21 protein-coding genes are annotated in these 19,874 nt (G+C 33.2%); 12 read left to right on the top strand and 9 right to left on the bottom strand.

What is annotated here, in order from left to right:
- Positions 1-21: 21 nt before the first annotated feature.
- The 11 genes from LQ189_RS13710 to LQ189_RS13760 all read left to right on the top strand — a co-directional run bounded on the left by LQ189_RS13710 (position 22) and on the right by LQ189_RS13760 (position 10,424).
- Positions 22-801: a patatin-like phospholipase family protein gene (locus tag LQ189_RS13710; RefSeq protein WP_230157899.1), complete on the top strand. Its 780-nt coding sequence runs from the start codon at positions 22-24 to the stop codon at positions 799-801.
- Between the two features lie 67 nt (positions 802-868).
- Positions 869-1,576, top strand: coding sequence for a UMP kinase (pyrH, locus tag LQ189_RS13715; protein WP_144894209.1), 708 nt, complete (start codon positions 869-871; stop codon positions 1,574-1,576).
- A 70-nt stretch (positions 1,577-1,646) separates the two neighbouring features.
- Positions 1,647-2,210, top strand: coding sequence for a ribosome recycling factor (gene frr, locus LQ189_RS13720; RefSeq protein WP_086453836.1), 564 nt, complete (start codon positions 1,647-1,649; stop codon positions 2,208-2,210).
- 198 nt (positions 2,211-2,408) lie between these two features.
- The gene (locus LQ189_RS13725) at positions 2,409-4,088 is read left to right on the top strand and encodes a T6SS effector amidase Tae4 family protein (RefSeq protein ID WP_230157901.1); all 1,680 of its coding nucleotides are present in this window, start codon (positions 2,409-2,411) and stop codon (positions 4,086-4,088) included.
- Positions 4,089-4,297: 209 nt separating this feature from the next.
- Entirely contained in the window at positions 4,298-4,627 is a 330-nt protein-coding gene (locus LQ189_RS13730) for a hypothetical protein (protein WP_230157903.1), read from the top strand.
- 1,187 nt (positions 4,628-5,814) lie between these two features.
- Positions 5,815-7,659: a hypothetical protein gene (locus LQ189_RS13735; RefSeq protein WP_230157905.1), complete on the top strand. Its 1,845-nt coding sequence runs from the start codon at positions 5,815-5,817 to the stop codon at positions 7,657-7,659.
- A 2-nt stretch (positions 7,660-7,661) separates the two neighbouring features.
- Entirely contained in the window at positions 7,662-8,114 is a 453-nt protein-coding gene (locus LQ189_RS13740; protein ID WP_230157907.1) for a hypothetical protein, read from the top strand.
- Positions 8,115-8,398: 284 nt separating this feature from the next.
- Positions 8,399-8,863 carry a hypothetical protein gene (locus LQ189_RS13745; RefSeq protein ID WP_230157910.1) on the top strand — a complete coding sequence of 155 codons (465 nt, stop codon included), beginning with the start codon at positions 8,399-8,401 and terminating at the stop codon, positions 8,861-8,863.
- A 66-nt stretch (positions 8,864-8,929) separates the two neighbouring features.
- Complete coding sequence (locus LQ189_RS13750) at positions 8,930-9,271, top strand: hypothetical protein (protein WP_230157911.1); 342 nt, start codon at positions 8,930-8,932, stop codon at positions 9,269-9,271.
- A 4-nt stretch (positions 9,272-9,275) separates the two neighbouring features.
- Positions 9,276-9,749: a hypothetical protein gene (locus tag LQ189_RS13755; RefSeq protein WP_230157913.1), complete on the top strand. Its 474-nt coding sequence runs from the start codon at positions 9,276-9,278 to the stop codon at positions 9,747-9,749.
- A 201-nt stretch (positions 9,750-9,950) separates the two neighbouring features.
- A complete protein-coding gene (locus LQ189_RS13760) occupies positions 9,951-10,424 on the top strand; it encodes a hypothetical protein (protein ID WP_230157915.1) in 474 nt (157 codons plus the stop codon).
- A gap of 536 nt (positions 10,425-10,960) precedes the next feature.
- Here LQ189_RS13760 and LQ189_RS13765 read toward each other — a convergent pair.
- The 8 genes from LQ189_RS13765 to LQ189_RS13800 all read right to left on the bottom strand — a co-directional run bounded on the left by LQ189_RS13765 (position 10,961) and on the right by LQ189_RS13800 (position 18,255).
- Positions 10,961-11,266, bottom strand: a complete 306-nt coding sequence (locus LQ189_RS13765; RefSeq protein WP_086454760.1) for a YbjQ family protein — start codon at positions 11,264-11,266, stop codon at positions 10,961-10,963.
- Positions 11,267-11,478: 212 nt separating this feature from the next.
- Complete coding sequence (locus tag LQ189_RS13770) at positions 11,479-11,835, bottom strand: hypothetical protein (protein ID WP_230157916.1); 357 nt, start codon at positions 11,833-11,835, stop codon at positions 11,479-11,481.
- Positions 11,836-11,974: 139 nt separating this feature from the next.
- Positions 11,975-13,246, bottom strand: a complete 1,272-nt coding sequence (locus LQ189_RS13775; RefSeq protein WP_230157918.1) for an MFS transporter — start codon at positions 13,244-13,246, stop codon at positions 11,975-11,977.
- A gap of 5 nt (positions 13,247-13,251) precedes the next feature.
- Entirely contained in the window at positions 13,252-14,958 is a 1,707-nt protein-coding gene (recJ, locus tag LQ189_RS13780) for a single-stranded-DNA-specific exonuclease RecJ (RefSeq protein ID WP_230157921.1), read from the bottom strand.
- A gap of 66 nt (positions 14,959-15,024) precedes the next feature.
- Positions 15,025-15,369 carry a HopJ type III effector protein gene (locus tag LQ189_RS13785; protein WP_221917955.1) on the bottom strand — a complete coding sequence of 115 codons (345 nt, stop codon included), beginning with the start codon at positions 15,367-15,369 and terminating at the stop codon, positions 15,025-15,027.
- A gap of 11 nt (positions 15,370-15,380) precedes the next feature.
- Complete coding sequence (locus tag LQ189_RS13790; protein ID WP_230157923.1) at positions 15,381-16,433, bottom strand: NAD(P)/FAD-dependent oxidoreductase; 1,053 nt, start codon at positions 16,431-16,433, stop codon at positions 15,381-15,383.
- Complete coding sequence (gene rsmI / locus LQ189_RS13795) at positions 16,426-17,148, bottom strand: 16S rRNA (cytidine(1402)-2'-O)-methyltransferase (RefSeq protein ID WP_086454766.1); 723 nt, start codon at positions 17,146-17,148, stop codon at positions 16,426-16,428. The genes LQ189_RS13790 and rsmI overlap by 8 nt, the downstream gene beginning before the upstream one ends.
- A 69-nt stretch (positions 17,149-17,217) precedes the next feature.
- On the bottom strand, positions 17,218-18,255 hold the full coding sequence (locus tag LQ189_RS13800) for a hypothetical protein (RefSeq protein WP_230157925.1): 1,038 nt from the start codon (positions 18,253-18,255) through the stop codon (positions 17,218-17,220).
- Between the two features lie 251 nt (positions 18,256-18,506).
- On the opposite strand from LQ189_RS13800, the gene LQ189_RS13805 reads away from it, so the two are divergent.
- A complete protein-coding gene (locus LQ189_RS13805) occupies positions 18,507-19,100 on the top strand; it encodes a thymidine kinase (RefSeq protein WP_086454518.1) in 594 nt (197 codons plus the stop codon).
- A gap of 102 nt (positions 19,101-19,202) precedes the next feature.
- Here the strand turns inward: LQ189_RS13805 and LQ189_RS13810 are convergent, their stop codons facing one another.
- Positions 19,203-19,790 carry a Uma2 family endonuclease gene (locus tag LQ189_RS13810; protein ID WP_230157927.1) on the bottom strand — a complete coding sequence of 196 codons (588 nt, stop codon included), beginning with the start codon at positions 19,788-19,790 and terminating at the stop codon, positions 19,203-19,205.
- Between the last annotated feature and the right edge of the window lie 84 nt (positions 19,791-19,874).

Below are 19,874 nucleotides of genomic sequence, written 5' to 3' on the forward strand. Positions count from 1 at the left end.
ATTTTAGCACAAATAGTGAATATGGATCTTAAAACAAAATCAATAGGACTTGTTCTTTCTGGAGGAGGTTCAAAAGGTTTAGCGCATGCAGGCGTGATTAAATTTCTAGAAGAGCAAGATATAAAACCCAGCCAAATAGCAGGTACTAGTGCGGGCTCTATTGTAGGCGCTCTTTATGCTTGGGGTAAAACCCCCGAAGAAATTTTAGAGTTTTTTAAATCTATTTACCTTTTCCATTGGAAACACTTAACTTTTAAAAAAGCGGGATTGATAGACTCAGAGTCGTTTAGAGTTTATTTTGAATCTATTTTTAAAGATGCCACATTAGGTGATATGAAAATTCCAGTACAAATTACAGCCACAGATATGGTACGAGGCAAACTCAAAATTTTTGGACCGAGTACAAAGATTGTAGATGCCATATTAGCCTCATCAGCATTTCCTGGTATTTTATCCCCATATGAAATTGATGGTAATATTTACAGTGATGGCGGCATTCTCAACCATTTCCCTACAGATGTTTTACAAGGACAATGTGAAACCATTATTGGAATTTATGTGAGTCCCATTCAAAAAATTGAAGCTAAGGATTTACGTTCTATCAAAGCAGTAACTACACGCGCCTTTGACATTCTTTCGGCTAACTCAAACATTCATAAATTTAATATGTGTGATTGGGTAATTGAACCTAAGGATTTATGTCTTTACAGCACCTTTGAAACTAGTAAAATTAAGATGGACCAAGTATTTAATATTGGCTACCAAGCTGCAAAAAAATCCTTTGAAAAACTTAGTTTATAAATTACAATCAAGATTATATTAAAAAAAAAGAAAATTCTATATTTGCACCAATCAACGCAACACACACATGAAATACAAAAGAATTCTACTGAAATTAAGTGGGGAAGCTTTAATGGGCGACTTACAATACGGAATTGACCCAAAAAGACTTGCTGAATATGCTGACGAAATCAAGCAAATTCATAACAAAGGAGTAGAAATTGCCATTGTAATAGGTGGTGGAAACATTTTTAGAGGAGTAGCTGGTGCCAGTGCAGGAATGGACAGAGTACAAGGAGATTACATGGGAATGCTTGCAACGGTAATAAACGGAATGGCCTTACAAGGCGCTCTTGAAGAAAAAGGAATGAAAACCCGTTTGCAAACAGCCTTAAAAATGGAATCTATTGCAGAGCCTTACATTAAGAGAAGAGCCGACAGACACCTTGAAAAAGGAAGAATTGTAATTTTTGGAGCTGGAACAGGAAACCCGTATTTCACAACAGATACTGCAGCTGTTCTAAGAGGAATTGAAATCAATGCTGATGTCATCCTAAAAGGAACTCGTGTTGATGGTGTTTATGATTGTGATCCAGAAAAAAATGCTTCGGCAATAAAATTTGATTTTATTTCTTTTGAAGATGTGTTGAAAAAAGGATTGAATGTAATGGACACAACGGCTTTTACACTAAGTCAAGAAAATAAATTGCCTATTGTAGTTTTTGACATGAACAAAGTAGGGAACTTGCTCAAAATTTGCGAAGGAGACAATATAGGAACCGTAGTTAATATATAATAAACAGTCATAAGGAACAACTGCTACAATGGCAAAACTGTACTGAGACTGAAAACTGAAAACTGAAATTATGACTGAAGAAATTGATTTTATATTAGATAGTACACAAGAATCCATGATAGGATCTATTGCTCATTTAGAAAAAGAATTCTTAAACATTCGTGCCGGAAAAGCATCTCCTGCTATGTTAGGAAGTGTTTTTGTGGATTATTACGGATCAGCAACACCATTATCTCAAGTATCAAAAATCAGTGTTCCTGATGCTAGAACCATCACGTTACAACCGTTTGAAAAAAACATGTTACACCCTATTGAAAAAGCAATTATGATTGCTAATCTTGGGTTTAACCCAATGAATAATGGGGATGTAGTAATTATTAGCGTTCCTCCCTTAACAGAAGATCGTCGTAGAGATTTAGCCAAACAAGCAAAATCAGAGGCCGAGGATGCAAAAATAGGAATTCGTAATGCACGTAAAGATGCCAATACCGAAATCAAAAAATTAGAAAAAGATGGCACCTCAGAAGACATTTGTAAAAGTGCCGAAGAAGAGGTTCAAAACTTAACCAACAGTTTTATCAAAAAAATTGATGAACTTTTAGTGGTAAAAGAAGCCGAAATTATGAAGGTGTAAACCTTTCTTACTAATATTTTAAAACCGCCTTGTTTATTGATAAGGCGGTTTTTTTTATGGTTAAATATCACCAAAAGTGGGTATTGTAGCTTGTGTACTATTTCTTATTTTTATACAATGAAAACTAACTAAAAAATATGAAAACAAACAAACAAACAAACAAACAAACAAACAAAGCGAATCGAGAGATACAAAAATTTGATCAGCCACTATGCCTTTTTGAGGGTACTGTTGATAAGCCTGATTTTATGTAGTAGTTGCAGCAAGGATAATTATGATAATTATGACACAATAAAAGGAGCTAATAACGTTATTTATGAAATTCCAATTGCAGAATTAAATACTGACAACGTTTTCAAAGCTATTTTTTCTAAAAAATTCAATAACAGGTCATTCGAAAATTTCCTTGTTAATAAAAATGATTACAAACTTAAATCCACTAATGAGTTTTTCATTCCAGAAAAAAATGCTGTTGTTTCCAAAACAGATTCTTTGATATCATATACCATGTTGATTAAAAGAAATAGTGAAAAAGTTAATTATTTTGAAAATTTAGTGATTCAAATAAATTCAAAAAACCAATATTCTGCAAATATAATAAGGTATTATCCTAAAAGTTTTGAAATAAATAAAGATCACAACTCCTTTTCATTAATCGCTGACAAACAACTAGTACCCCTTAATCAAGAGGCTGGAAAAAAAATAAAAAATTCGATGCGCTCAGATAATCAAACCTGTATATCCGTTAGTTATTCTGTTTGTAATCAAGGTGGCAAAGACCACATTGCAGGAGAAAACTGCACAAAAATTTACAGGGATGTAAGTAACACCGTTTGCTTTGAAACTGAAACAGGAGGAGGAGATTATGGTGGTATATGGGGTTGGAATTATTCTAACGGTATAACATTTCCCGGTTCCGGAGATGGTCTTGAACATGGTGATAATCCATTTACAATTACAACTGCCCCTATTGATCCAAGATTAGATATTGGAATAGAAGGTTCTATAATATATGACGAAAGTTACGATGCTTTCTTTTCTCAAATTTTTTATAATAATTTAGGGGAGTTAAAAACATGGGCTGATCAAAATCGAGATCTTTACAATATAATTCTTAACAATGTTATAAATGATCAGTGGTCCGCTAAAAGTTTAAAATTCGCTAATTTTGCAATAAAATTTTTAAATGATAACTCTGAGGTAACGTGGGAGCAATTCGAAAACTGGTTTATGGGAACACCAGAAGGACAAGATGGCGAGTATGACGCAGCTTTTTGGGAGAATCCTAACTTGACATTTCAGCAACAGAGTTTACCAAGTTACAATAATTATGTAAATAATATGGCTCGTTTTGCTGATGGTACTCTTATGAAAGGAGCTGATAATATTTATACACTAGTTGGTGGTAAAGTCCTTGAAGCAAGATTAAAAGACAAAGATGGAACAGAAAACACTTGTGCTTTAAAAGTTTCTATAGCTCTTGTCAGGTCCGATATTGTTATTCCAAATTTGCCAGGTATTACACTTGAAGGCAGTGACGAGTTTTCTGGTAAATTCTTTTTCCTAAATGCCAAAGAACTTAATGCTTGGATGCGTAAAACCTTTGGCACAAATACTGGAATAGGAAACACACCTATAAATGACAAACACCTTTCTTATAACGCAGCTGATGGAGGACAAAACGGTGAAGATTTTCCAAATAAATTAAAAAACATACGCGGTATATATTCCATGATAACTACTGAAGATTACGATAAAAAAGGGGCTTCTGGCCATGCCGATCTTCTATTTACCAATATTGCAGGTTTCGGCACATGTGTATTTGATTGCTTTTTTAATTTACCAATACAAAGAATAGACTTATGGATATTAAATTAACTACAAATTTTTTTAGCAGATGCAATAACGATATTTGTATTCTCAAGAACAAACTGAAAGGCCTAGTGCATATTCTTATATTTATGTTTTCTTTTTCTATCTATTCCCAAGATTATATAAAAAGAGATTCCATAAAATTTAATAATCAGAACTATAATTACACACATGTTAGCTTCGGATCAACTAGTCACACAAAGTACTTTAAACTTATGACTTGTTCCGATAGTAATCTTAAACAAATTCAACAAACTATTATTGATTGCACAAAAAAAAATAAATTAGAATATACTGAATTTTATATTTTGGACCTTCCTTATGATACTATAAAAAACATACCAGACAAAGACATTTTATTTGCTTTGCTTTTTAAAATCGATCAGCATAGGATGTCATTAAATTTATCAACTGTAACAGTCAAGCAAAAATATAACATAATCGATGACAAATTCAGCTATTTTCCAGACGAATCACGTGAGAAATTTATTGATTACAAACTAAACATTTCAGAAAATGAAGTCTGTATATTTTTAAAAAAATAAGTTTTTCAAATGCCACAACCCTCGCGCGAGCGTACCGCTCGTGATGCCATTTATGGATTGATCTAATTTTGGTTTTAAATAGTGTTTAAAAATTAAAGTATGTTATAATATGGATTATATTCACGAGCGTGACGCGCACGAGCTGGGTGTATATAAATGTTGGTATTAAATTGGGTGATTTAGAATTTGGGATAAAACAAAGAAAATTAATTGAGATATTGGTGGACAAAAAGTCAGGAAAAATAGGACCTACTTCAGTACAAAATATTAAAAACAAATAAATATGGAAATTTTTTTAGATGTAGCAATAAGTTTCATACCAACTTTAATTACAATAATTCTGACTTATATTATTGTAATACTATTTATTAAAATAAAAAAGTATGTTAATATAAAAACAGAATATTATCAATTGAAATTAAACGAGCTTAAAAATAGAACTTAACTAAGCAAGGTAAACTACTTGAAAGGAATATAAGTTAAACCAGTCTAGCAAAATCATATAACTTTGTGAAATTAAAAGCTATTAAAAAACGTAAATATGATAAAGTACTCTAGACCTTTCCAGTGGCACATTTACTATTATTTACTTTATTACAGTAGTAAAACACTACAAAATAGCCTTTTGTTTATTTTGTAGCGTTTTTTTAAATTAGCCTAGAGCTTATGAATTGAAAAGTAAATCTGTAGATTTTAGAATACTTTTTTAGAAAAAGTCAGGAGACTTTTAGTATGCTTAAGTATCAAAAATCGTATAAATATTTACGAAGTCATGAGACTTGGTAGAGCTAGAACTTCTAGTAGTTAAAGAAGCCGAGATCATGAAAGTATAAACCTTTCTTACAAATATTATAAAAACCGCTTTGTTCAAACAAGGCGGTTTTTTTATACTATATTTTGTACTATATAAGGACGCAATATTTTTTAAAATAAAGCTATATATAAATAACCACTTTTATTGTTTTTAAGATTTAACTTATAAAAAATGAACTTAAAAGCAAAAAACCGTAAAATTTTAACATAAAAACCGTAAAATGAAATGAAACTAATATTTTAATTTTGAAAAATACCTTTATAAGATTTTAAAGTAAACATCACACAATATGATTTACCTTTAATTTTTTAACATTGGTAAAGAAATTAAAACTAACTTTAGATTAAACATTTTGAAACAAACAAAATTGAAAATGTACAAAAATTTGATCAGCCACTATGCCTTTTTGAGGGTACTGTTGATAAGCCTGATTTTATGTAGTAGTTGCAGCAAGGATAATTATGATAATTATGACACAATAAAAGGAGCTAATAACGTTATTTATGAAATTCCAATTGCAGAATTAAATACTGACAACGTTTTCAAAGCTATTTTTTCTAAAAAATTCAATAACAGGTCATTCGAAAATTTCCTTGTTAATAAAAATGATTACAAACTTAAATCCACTAATGAGTTTTTCATTCCAGAAAAAAATGCTGTTGTTTCCAAAACAGATTCTTTGATATCATATACCATGTTGATTAAAAGAAATGGTGAAAAAGTTAACTATTTTGAAAATTTAGTGATTCAAATAAATTCAAAAAATCAATATTCTGCAAATATAATCAGGTATTATCCTAAAAGTTTTGAAATAAATCAAGAGCACAATTCCTTTTCATTAATCGCTGACAAACAACTAGTACCCCTTAATCAAGAGGCTGGAAAAAAAATAAAAAATTCGATGCGCTTAGATAATCAAACCTGTATATCCGTTAGTTATTCTGTTTGTAATCAAGGTGGCAAAGACCACATTGCAGGAGAAAGATGCACAAAAGTTTACAGGGATGTAAGTAACACCGTTTGCTTTGAAACTGAAATAGGAGGAGGAGGAGATTATGGTAGTACATGGGGTTGGAATTATTCTAACGGCATAACATTTCCTGGTTCCGGAGATGGTCTTGAACATGATGATAATCCGTTTACCATTACAACTGCTCCTATTGATCCAAGATTAGATATTGGAATAGAAGGTTCTATAATATATGACGAAAGTTACGATGCTTTCTTTTCTCAAATTTTTTATAATAATTTAGGGGAGTTAAAAACATGGGCTGATCAAAATCGAGATCTTTACAATATAATTCTTAACAGTGTTATAAATGATCAGTGGTCCGCTAAAAGTTTAAAATTCGCAAATTTAGCAATGAAATTTTTAAATGATAATCCTAATGAAATTGTATTAGCAACAGAGATAATATCCGAAATCCTTCTTAATCCATCATTAAATATAGATCTCGAATCTTCTTTCAATTCACCATTTAATATTGATAGATCATCAATAAAAGATGTTACTGAAGAGGATAAAAAGTTTAATAAAATATATAAAGCTTTAACGGATTCCCCCGCATTTAAAAACTTATTTTTAAATTTATTTGATAATAACAACAAACGATTTAATGTGAAATTTGAAATCATTGAAAATCTTGATACTAGCGTAAGAAAAATTGATGGATTCACAACGCCTCCAGTACTTGAAGGCAGACCAACTCTGATTCAAATTAACAAACAAATATTAACCTCAACGGGATTAAGACCAATGACAAATATTGAAATTGCTAAAACCATATTACACGAGTGTATACATGCTTATTTAGCAATCAAAGGCAAATATCCAGATGCTGGCGGCAGTAGTATTCCAGGTATAGAAAACATGACATTTGCAGAGGTATTGAAGGCCACAAGGCCTGGCACTGGCGCTCAACACGATTTTATGTACAAAAATATGGTGCCAACTATCCAAAAAATTCTTGCTGAAATTAGAGATGCAGTTACTTCTAGTACGACAAGAGCAACTGTAGAGTCTATAAGGCTACAACCTAATTTTTATACTAACCCAAAAAGCACAACACTTTGGAAATGGGATGATTATTTCTATTATCTAAGTTTAAATGGTCTGCAAGATACAGAAGCATTTAAAATAAGCTTTCCTGCTAAAACAGATCAATTTGAATTACTTCTTGAGTATACCGCTTTTGGCCACAAACACCTTAAAAATTAATTATGAAAGTCACATTAATAATCTTTTATTTATTTGTAAATGTATTACAAGCGCAAGAAATTGCAGAAGTCAGAAAACTAGATACTGTATATATCCTATTTAAAGCAGACAAAAATCAAACAAAATATTTTGAAAATGAATGTATCACTTGTCAAGGATATTATTTTTTGAAGGGATTTTTTCTACAAAAAGACACTTTAGGAATTTTTACATACGATAAAGATATTAACAGAGTATATAGACCTGCTAATGACCGATATGAAAAGAAGTCTTTTTTAAAAAAGCATAAGAAAGAAATTATTGATATTAATTTTTTCAAGAAATTAGAAAAAAACATGGAAGAATTCGGGGAGTGGTCCAAACCTCAAATTTACTACATCATTGACATGGCAGATTTCAGAAAAAATAAGATTAAATTAACCGAGGTTAATTCTTTAGTTTATGTAATGGAGTAAGTTATTAAACATTTATCCTTTGGCAAGTGCCTGATGGGAATATAAAATTCCGTTATATATACAATTATAAGAGCAACTGTAGAATCTATCAGGCTACAACCTAATTTTTATACTAACCCCAAAAGCACAACACTTTGGAAATGGGATGATTATTTCTATTATCTAAGTTTAAATGGTCTGCAAGATACAGAAGCATTTAAATTAAGCTTTCCTGCTAAAACAGATCAATTTGAATTACTTCTTGAGTATACCGCTTTTGGCCACAAACATCTAAAAAATTAATTATGAAAGTCACATTGATAATCTTTTATTTATTTGTAAATCTTTTACATGGACAAGAAATTGAGGCAATCCGAAAACAAGATACGGTATATATCCTATTTAAAGCAGACAAAAATCAAGTGAAAATTTGTAATAACAATAATGAAAACAGCGGATACTATTTTTTTAATGGAGATGATATTTTTTTCGGAAAAAATAAAAAGGGAGTTTATCATTACAGTAATACAAATGCTTTCACTAAAATATGGAAACCTGCAAAAGATAAATTCGTAAATAAATCTTTCTTAGTCAAATACAAAAATGAAATCATAGATTTTGATTTTTTGAAAAGACTTGCTGAAAAGGGAATTTCGTTTATTGATTTTTCAGAAAGTAAAAAAGTATATTATATTATTGATCAGGAGAATTATAAAAAAAATAAAATAAAATTAACAGAGGTCAATCCTCCATTAATCGTCATGGAATGATTCCTCTGATAAATTCCATATTTTTTTCCAAATGCTGGCGGCGATAAAGTACCAGATATAGAAAACATGGAATTTGCAGAGGTATTGAAAGCCACAAGGCCTAGCACTGGCGCTCAACACAATTTCATGTACGATAAAATGATACCTACAATTCAAAAAGTTCTAGGAGAAATAAGAGATTTGGTAACGACCGAACAAAAAAGAAATATCTTGGAAACGTATACAATGTATCCAACTTCTAATCCATTAACATCTACCCCTTTTAGATGGATAGAATTTTATAAATACATAAGCTTAAGCGGATTAGACGAAGCTAACTGTTTTAAAGAGGATTTTCCTAAAAACAGTGCTGCACGTTCGCTCTTAAATCAATATATAACCGCCGGAAAATCAGAATTAGACAGATAAAAATATGAAAAATTTATACCTAATACTGTTATTTATAACAAGTAATATATATTGCCAAAACATCTCTTCAATCAAAAACTTAGATACAGCATACGTAGAGTTCAAAGAAAGCGCTATGCAAATTAAGACCGTTCTACCTAAAGATAATCCGGGGTTTAAAAGATGGTATATTATACAATTTAAAGAAAAAAACAAGGATGAATATTTACAATTTTGGGTAAGTGATTATCCCTCCTCTAAAAGAAGAGAGATGGGTATTAAATCAGATTATAGATTGGTTGAAAAAGCATACTTAAGGAGAAATAAAAAAAAGACTATCTCAGTGGATTTCTTTAAAAAATATGGCGTTTTCAAGAGCTATTATCAAGCGTTTGAAAAATGTAAAGTAATATACATAATTGACAGATCCGAGGAGAAAAATGGACAAATTCCTATTTATGAAGTATCAATATCAAGTTCATACATGATGGGAGAGTAAAAACAGTGTTCTTGTTATTAAACTAAAACATTGACTGCAAAATAAACTTGCTCCCATAGCGCACGCGCGTCACGCTCGTGATGCCTGTTATGGATGAAAATTTACCTTGATTTAAGCTAGCATTGAAAAATTAAAGCATCAAGCAATCTAGATTATGTTTACGAGCGGAAAATATTGGTTTAAAAACTAAATCATAATAACATGAAAAAATACTTGTTACTATTGCTGCTTTTTTCCATAAAACTGTTCAGCCAAAACTATAATTCTATCAAAGAGTCCGACACTATTTATATTGAATTCAAAGGAAAAATCAACGAAAGAAAATACTCTATTGATACTAGAATTAAACCAAATAATTTTGATGAGAGAGCTTACAATTTTGTTTTACCAGGAAAGTTCGGGCTTTACTTTCAACACCCAGAGTTTAAAAATTGGGAAAAAAAAGAGGCAAATATAATTTCTGAAGTGAGGATAGTTAATAAAGCATTTTTTAAAAAAAATAAAGAACATATAATTGGAATAAATTTTTTAAAAAAATATGAACAGAATGACATTATATGTCAGTTGTTTACGCAATTGAAAGTGTTTTACATTATTGATTTTACTGAGAAGAAAAAAGGGAATGTTATGTTATATGAAGTTAATTCTATGAATGTTTGTCCAGTGTCGGAATAATGATATGTATCGCTGTAAATCGTTTTTCACAGAAACCTATGCAATCTCAAGAGCAAATAACCTATCGTATTACGTTAGCAAAACCTCGTTCCTTGCCGATAAAAAACCATTAAAAAAATAAATGCAATAAAAGAACCTAAACTTTTATAATAGATATCTTTACAATGATTTACTTTATTACTGCTATAAAACGCTACAAAAAAGACGTTTGGTTATTTTGTAGCGTTTTTTCACTTAGCCTAGAGCTTATGAATTGAAAAATAAATCTCTTGATTTTACAATACATTTTAGAAAAAGTCAAGAGAATTTAGTATGCTTAAGTATCAAAAATCGTATAAATATTTACGAAGTCATGAGACTTGGTAGAGCTAGAACTTCTAGTTGTAAAAGAAGCCGAAATTATGAAGGTTTAAACCTGATTTGTAAATACTACAAAACCGCCTTGTTCAAAACGAGGCGGTTTTGTAGTATTTATAAACTAGCAGTTAGATTAATTTAATGCTAAACTAGTTTAGAAAAAAAGAATTCACGGCTACCTATCTTTTCACAACACTCACTGCTGTTCCCGTTATCATTACAGTGATTAATCCTTCTCCGCTTTTGAGCTCCACATCCACTTGAATTCCTACCACTGCATTAGCGTTCATTTTTTCGGCATTTATTTTTAGGTTGGCAAATGCCTTCTCTCTTACTTCTGCTATACTTTCACTGATTCCGTCATAATATTTTTGCATGCTAAAAGTTAGACCCATTTTTTGCATGTTGATGGCTGTTCCAGACACTATGCCGTTATACTCTAATATTTTGTAATCTTCTACAGAATTAGTTGTTGTTAAAATCATAATTATAAGGTTTAAGTTGGTTTCTTTATTAGACTACAATTTCATCCTCATGTTACGCAATACCATCTGATAAAGTTCTAATTTATAATGAAAAACTATAATACCACAGTTGACTTAGATTTTATGACGTTACAATTGTAAAAGGAGTGCTTCATTGCAATAGAACTACTTCAGTTTTGTTTAAAAGTAGTATTGAAATTAATTAACAAACTTCAATTCATTCCTTCTCCAAAAAGATAATATTCTAACTTTATTTTAAACAAAGTTCCTTCAACCAAATCTTTAACAGCATTTAATTCCTCCATAGAAACGGCCAAATCAATTTGAGAACAAGGTGTTTTCAACAAAAACTTATGGCATTTGTTTTTTAGTTCACAAGAGGCGCAACAGTTATTTTGGAGGTAACTCTCGTCAATACAGCACTTAAAAAGCTGCAATTCTTGTGGGGTAAAATAAAATCCCGTTTCTCTAAAAATCAGTTGAACTTTGTCCCATAGAACTGCATTGTCTTTTTTCCAGTAAAAAGCGCTGCCTAAATTATTACGATAGATCTGTTTTATTTCTTGCATCTGTATTCTGTTTGACACAAAAATACGCATTATTTATATTTATTCTAAATAATAAAAGCTAAAAAAAAATAAAATAGTTTGAGAATGATAATGGGAATCGTCTTTTAAATAATGACTAGGAGTTACTCATTTCAAAAAATTATTCTTCGCTCTTTTCATGATCTTCAACATCTTGTTGCAGGTCTAATTTTCTAAATGTTGGCGATACAATACCTGTGAAAAGAACAGTAATTAAAGTCATGCTTCCGCCAAAGACCACTGCGCTTACAGTTCCCATCAGTTTCGCAGTTAAGCCACTTTCAAAAGCGCCTAATTCGTTTGATGAACCTACAAAAATTGAATTTACAGCCGCTACACGACCGCGCATGTGATCAGGAGTTTTCAGTTGGAGAATGGTTTGACGTATCACCACCGAAAATCCATCAAAAACACCACTTAAAAATAACGCGGCAACGGACAACCAAAAAATAGAGGATAGTCCAAAAACAATGATACAAATTCCAAACGCAAAAATGGCTACCAATAATTTCATTCCCGCATTTTTTGTAAAAGGAATGTATGCTGAGATAATCAGCATTAAAAAAGCGCCAACAGCGGGAGCAGCTCTCAAAACACCAAATCCCTGCGGTCCTACTTTTAAAATATCCTGCGCAAAAATTGGTAAAAGAGCTACAGCACCACCAAAAAGGACTGCAATCATATCCAGCGACAAAGCACCTAGAATGGTCTTATTGTTGAAAACAAATTTGACTCCTTCTTTTAAACTTTCCATAACAGGCTCACCAATTTTTGGATTCAAAATAGGTTTGGTTCCAATTTGAGACAAAGCCAGTAACGCAAAAAGCGAGCAGCCTAAAACAATACACATAGACCAATGAACGCCAATCCAATTGATTGAGAAGCCCGCTACTGCAGGTCCTAAAACCGAACTAATTTGCCAAACGGAACTGCTCCACGTAGCCGCATTTGGGTACACTTTTTTTGGAACAATTAAGGCCAAAAGAGAGAATATGGTTGGTCCCAGAAAAGCACGAACTAATCCACCTAAGAACACACAAAAGTAGATAGAATATAAAATAGTTTGGGTTGCAAAATCTTTTATAAAAGGAGGCCACGTCAATAAAAATAACCCCAAACTGATGATTGCAAAACCCAATATACATTTAAACAGCAATCCTTTTTTCTCCTTTTGATCTACAATATGACCCGCAAATAAGGCCATTCCTACTGCTGGAATAACCTCCATCAAACCTATTATACCCAATGATAAGGGACTTTTAGTCAAACTATAAACTTCCCATTCTATGACGATAAACTGCATCGACCAGCCAAAAACCATCGCAAAACGGAGTACTAAAAAAATATTAAATTCTCTATAGCGTAATGCGGAGTACGGATCATTTTGTTTCATCGATTCTAATTTTGTGCTTTAATGTCTCTTAGACGCAATTGCAAACTTACTTTGCCGTTCCACTCATTTTCATCGATACAATACACGGCTTGAAAAGGTTTTTGATGTGCAGTCAGTTCAATTTTGTTACCTAAATTAAACCCAATGGCTGCCAAACCTTCGGTTCCGAAGCTTCGGGATTGTTTTACAAAAAGTTTTAGATGATCGTCTTCTTGTCCCATTGTTTTTCCATAGCCCGTATCTTTGATGTTTTGAGTTAGGAAAATGGGAGTCATATTTTGTGGCCCAAAAGGTTCAAATTGTTTCAGTATTCGAATAAGTTTTGGCGTAATATCCGTAAAATTAATTTCGGCATCAACAGCAATTTCTGGTGTCAACAAATCAGGATGAATCGTATTTTTAACTTCTTCTTCGAAAGCATCTTTAAATTCCTGATATTTTTCTGGAAGTAATGTCATGCCTGCTGCATACATGTGACCTCCAAATTGTTCCAAATGTTCAGCACAAGATTCAAGTGCATTGTATACATCAAATCCTTTAACAGACCGAGCCGAAGCAGCATACTTATCGCCACTTTTAGTAAAAACAAGTGTCGGACGATAATAGGTTTCGATCAATCGAGAGGCAACGATTCCAATCACACCTTTATGCCAATCTTCTTGAAAAACAACCGACGTAAAACGTTCTTTCTCCCCGTTATTCTCTATTTGTTGCAGTGCTTCCTTAGTGATTAATTTGTCTAAATCCTTACGTTCCACATTGTAGGCTTCAATTTCAGAGGCAAATTGTTGTGCTTGTTCAAAATCAAATTCGGTTAACAATTCCACAGCGTGGTTGCCATGTTTTATGCGACCTGCGGCGTTAATTCTGGGTGCAATGATAAAAACTACATCGGTAATGTCCAATGTTTGTTTTTTTATTTGGTGAATAATTGCTTTAATTCCTGGTCTAGGATCACTGTTGATAACCTGTAAGCCAAAGTGTGCCAAGACTCTATTTTCACCAGTCATAGGAACAATATCGGCCGCAATAGCTGCTGCTACTAGATCCAAGTACGGAATCAAATCAGAAATACTTTGCTCTCGGTTACTGCCTAAAGCTTGAATAAGTTTAAAACCTATTCCGCAACCACACAACTCGTCATACGGATAGGTACAATCGTCACGCTTTGGATCCAAAATTGCAACTGCATCAGGCAAAGAATCACCTGGTCTGTGGTGATCACAAATAATAAAATCAATATTTTTTGCCTTAGCATAATTGACATGATCTATGGATTTAATACCACAATCTAATGCAATAATTAAGGTAAATTCATTGTCATCAGCAAAATCAATACCTTTAAATGACACCCCGTAACCCTCATCATAGCGATCAGGAATATAAGTAGCCACATTTGGATAATACGTTTTTAAATATGAGGATACTAGCGAAACAGCAGTAGTGCCATCTACGTCATAATCACCAAAAACCAGAATGTTTTCACCATTTTTAATCGCTGTTTCAATACGAGACACTGCTTTATCCATGTCTTTCATCAAAAACGGATCGTGTAAATTGTCTAAACTTGGACGAAAAAAAGCTCTAGCTTCCTCAAAAGTGGTGATGCCACGTTGCACTAATAAAGTCGCCACAAAGTCTTCTACATTTAAGGCTTTCGCCAAATGTTTCACAGTCTCCTCAGGTGGATTTGGTTTAAGAGTCCAACGCATATTGATGTTTAATTATAAATTTGAAATTTCGATATGAAGTAGTATCGAAAGTGTAGTTTAGCTGTTTTATTTCAACGTTAAAGCACTGCCGTAAAAAGCGATACCGTCCCAGCCCGTTTTCATAAAATTGCGAATGTTTTGATGATCAGTCCCGTCAGGATTTCCTAAAACATCTTCAAAATAGTAAGCGCCAAAGCAAGCTAAAGTTGCTTCTGGAGTTAGTCCCTGCATTTCTGCAAAAGCAAATATTTTACAAGAACCTGAGTTTTCACCAGCAGCATTGTGTTGAGTCCCATTCTCAAACGCAGTGGGTTCAAAATCATAATGCTGCTCAATAACTGCAATGGTATCTGCAAATGCGATTGATTCTGGCGTTGTATTTAATTTTTCTAAAAAAGTGGTGATTGTCATAATCAAAAATATTAAAATTGAGATGAGATAGTTTTTGCGGCAGCTACCGCGCCATCCATATAACCTGGATGTTGCAAAGCGGTTTCTGAACCGGATAGATATAGTTTTCCGTTCAAAAGTGGTTTTTGAAAAACCATGTGGCCGTTGTTTTGATGTGCTAAAACAAGTTGGTCGTAAGGATGAAATGTTAGAGATTCTTCTCTCCATACCTTTTCATGATAGGAAACATAGTTTGCTGCTTCAGGACCAAAAAAAGTTGTCAATTGGGTGATTACTTTATCTTGGCGCTCCTCTCTAGAAAGTACAGACGTTCCCGCATTTAAAAATCCTTTCAAAGCAAAACCGGAATGATCAAAGGAAGTATGGTCATACATTTCCTGAATAATACTTGCTTGGCTGAATAGCGTTCCTGAGTAATTTTTCACCCTCCAAAAAGGAGTTGTGTAAGCTACCGCAAATTTAATACTTTCGCCCATCCACGTATGCGTTTTGTGGGCTACTTGAACTAAATTATCGGGTAAACGGGGTTCAAAAGTTATAGTGTTAATCCCTAAATTAGGCGGAACGGTACTGATAACTTTATCAGCAGAGTAGCTGTTCCCATTGGTATCTGTCACAACCAATTGATTGCCTTGCTCTTTGATTGAGGTGACTTTAGTTTTTGTTTTTATGTGCTCGATGCTAACTTTACTGATGAGTTGCTCTATCAATACCTTGGTTCCGCCTTCTATTCGGAACGAAGGTTCTTCAGCCTCTGAGATTTCAAATTTTTGTGGTGGTACAAAGGACATCGTTTCAAATAGGGAAATACCTTGAGTATGCTGTCTGAAGTAGGGAATATTGAATTCGTGAACTAATGCTAAGAGATTGCGGTGTTGGTTTCCAAACCAAGTCGCACCCATTTCGATGGTGACTCCAGTTGAAGCAGTGACCGTTTTTATGCGTCCCCCTATTCGATCATTCGCCTCAAAAACTAAAACTTCAAATCCTTTTTGCTGTAGTAAAAAAGCAGTGTACAAGCCACACAAACCAGCACCAATGATGATTACTTTATCCTTACTCATGTAACTCCTCTCCTGAAAATTTACTTTTTTTAGGTTCTTTTGTAACAGGCTTACCTGCAACAACAACCACGATTTCCCCTCTTGGTGCTGTTTTATCAAAATGCGCTGCAACCTCTTTTACAGTACCTCGCACATTTTCTTCATGTAATTTTGATAATTCTCTGGAAACACAAATTTGACGGTCTTCGCCAAAATAAGTACCAAACTCCACTAGAGTTTTTACCAACTTGTGTGGTGAGACATATAAAATCATCGTTCTAGTTTCTTCGGCTAAAGCCAAATAACGGGTTTGACGCCCTTTTTTATCAGGCATAAAACCTTCAAAAATAAATTTATCATTGGGCAAACCACTGTTTACTAAAGCGGGTACAAACGCCGTAGCTCCAGGTAAACATTCGACTTCAACACCGTTTTCTATGCAAGCACGCGTCAAAAGAAAACCAGGATCAGATATGGCTGGCGTTCCCGCATCAGAAATCAAAGCGATGTTTTCACCCGCTTTTAATCTTGAAATAAGGTTCTCAACGGTTTTGTGTTCGTTGTGCATGTGATGGCTGTACATGTGCGTGCCAATTTCAAAATGCTTCAACAATTTGCCGCTCGTACGCGTATCTTCGGCAAGAATCAAGTCGACTTCTTTTAATATTCGAATGGCTCGAAAAGTCATGTCTTCGAGATTGCCAATGGGTGTAGGAACGATATATAATTTTGACATGGTCATAGAGGTTGCATACAAGCAATTGCTTGTAATTGTTCAAATTGATTGCTCAAAAAGGAGCTGGATTTACAAGAATTTCTTTTCGATGATATCCATAAAACGGTCTTCATAATCTTGTTTCCCTTCCCAATTGTTATAATCCGGTTTCACCATTTCTTGAACGAAATCGCGAGTTTCATAAAAAGAATTAAAGGAATTTAACTGACTTAAAACTCTGTTGTAATCTTCGCTACTGTTCCCAAAAAGATGTTTGATAAATGCCAAACGATCATTTAAATCGATGTTTATTCCTTTGGCCAATTTATCGTTTAATGAAACCGCTTTTGCAACTGGTATTTCATTTGTGCTTTCTGCAACTGGCTCTGGCGTTGTGTCAGATTCAAGAGCAACTTCCTCTTCTATTTCAAGATGCTCTATTGCTGGAGTAGTTTCAACTGCTTGTTTTTTTACAAAAAGCGTATCATGGTAATCACCTCCTAATAAATCCTCAAAAGAAATTTGAACAGGTTCCGGATTTACTTTTTTAGGTGTTTCCTCAACCGTTTCTATCTCATGTGAAAGTTCAAATGCTGGTTTAAATTCAGCTTCAATGACTGGCTGCTCTACTTCTATTTCTAAATCGGTTGAAGTCTCTAGTTCTGGAATTTCTTCAATAATTTCTTCCTCTAAATCCGTATTCGTTTCTTCGGGAGCTACTTCTACAACTTGTTCCTCAGCTGCAAGCTCTTGCTCTGGTTCTTCTAATACTGGTGTCGTTTCTTCTAACGGTGTCACTTCTTCTGGAACCTCTTGATTTACTTTTGGCTCAGGAACTAGATCTTCTGTAGGTTCAACAATACTTGTATTTTCGTTATCAATTGCAACGATTTCATTATCAATAGGTGTATTTAGTTTTTCAAAAACTTCAACTACTTGGTCTGTCATTGCAGCAAGTCCAATAGTTGGTTTTACATCCCCAAAATGCTCTTCAACAAATCTCAAAACCGTCAGTTTTTCATACAGCTTTTGAGTCTCAAAATACAATTCATTGATGTCAGATTTATTTTTTAGCTGTAATATTCGGTGTGCAATACTGATTAAATCAGCTTCCAATTTCTTTTTCATAACTGTTGACATTATAGCGTTTTAGGTAATTTTTATTGTTTTGTAATTTGTTTGGGCGCTTTGTTGAATTGTTTCAAAACCCATTTCTAGAAATCTGATACTTTTATTTTTTTGAAATAAGTGTTCCCGAATCTCGGATTTGATATAAATTGTATACTTTTGAAACGACGTAAAAGTATAAAATTTTTAAGTCTAAAATTCTATTACAAAGTAATAAAAACTATTCATTTTTTAAGTCAGAAAAAAACAAAATGTTTCTCGAAAATACAGTAAATCACAAAGAACAATTTGGTTGGATCGAAGTCATTTGTGGCTCCATGTTTTCGGGTAAAACCGAAGAGTTAATCCGTCGTTTGAAAAGAGCGCAGTTTGCCAAGCAAAAAGTAGAAATTTTCAAACCATCAATAGACACGCGCTATGACGAGGAAATGGTAGTTTCACATGATGCCAATGAAATTCGCTCTACACCCGTTCCTGCAGCAGCAAATATCGCAATTTTGGCACAAGGCTGTGATGTTGTGGGCATTGACGAAGCACAGTTTTTTGATGATGAAATTGTAAAGATTTGTAATGATCTTGCTAATCAAGGAGTCAGAGTGATTGTTGCAGGATTGGACATGGATTTTAAAGGAAATCCCTTTGGACCTATGCCTGCCTTAATGGCAACTGCTGAGTATGTAACGAAAGTGCATGCGGTATGCACCAGAACTGGAAATCTTGCCAACTACAGTTTTCGTAAAACCGATAATGACAAACTGGTTATGCTTGGCGAAACCGAAGAATACGAACCATTGAGCCGCGCTGCTTATTATCATGCGATGCGGAAAGATCAAGAGAAAAAATAAAATCCTCTCCCTTCCTGACGTTTCGGGACTCTCCGAGGGAGAGGGAACTGATACCAGGTTAAAAAAAACAAACCCTTTCAAAATTTTGAAAGGGTTTCTGTTTTAGTTAAAAATAGATTCTAATTTAAAATCCAATTCAGGAAATAATTTACTCTTAATCGTATCTTCTTCAATTAACGGATGCATTCCTATAAATTCATTGTCTTTTAATACATAAATAAAAACTGTTTTGTCCGCTGGGTTTACAATCCAATATTCAAGGACTCCAGCTTCTTCATATAAATCAAATTTATATTTCATCTCTTTGTTAGAATTCCCTGGTGAAAGAATTTCTATAACCAAATCAGGAGCACCAATAGCACCACGTTCGTCAATTTTAGAATCATCACAAATGACACACAAATCAGGTTGTACAACGGTATAAATTTCTTGATCTAATTTTGATTTCTTCTTATCGACCAAGCGAACATCAAACGGAGCAGCGAAAAGATTGCAAGGATGTGGTTTGAAAAAATTATAAAGCATACCTGCTAATTCCATAGATATTCTTTGATGAGTAGTACTTGGTGCTGGACTCATCTTAAATATCTTTCCTTTTATCAATTCTAGTTTTTCTTGAAACTGCCAAGTTAAATAATCTGCATAGGAATACGTTTTATTTAAGTCTAACTGGTTTATGTCCGTTATCATGATACTTCTTTTTTTCAATGTTACTAAAAATACAAACTCCTTTATTACATCACGAAAAGTGAAATTTATCAAAGCAACTAAACC

The organism is Flavobacterium sp. CECT 9288, assembly GCF_918731615.1.
In the GTDB taxonomy this organism is placed as follows: domain Bacteria; phylum Bacteroidota; class Bacteroidia; order Flavobacteriales; family Flavobacteriaceae; genus Flavobacterium.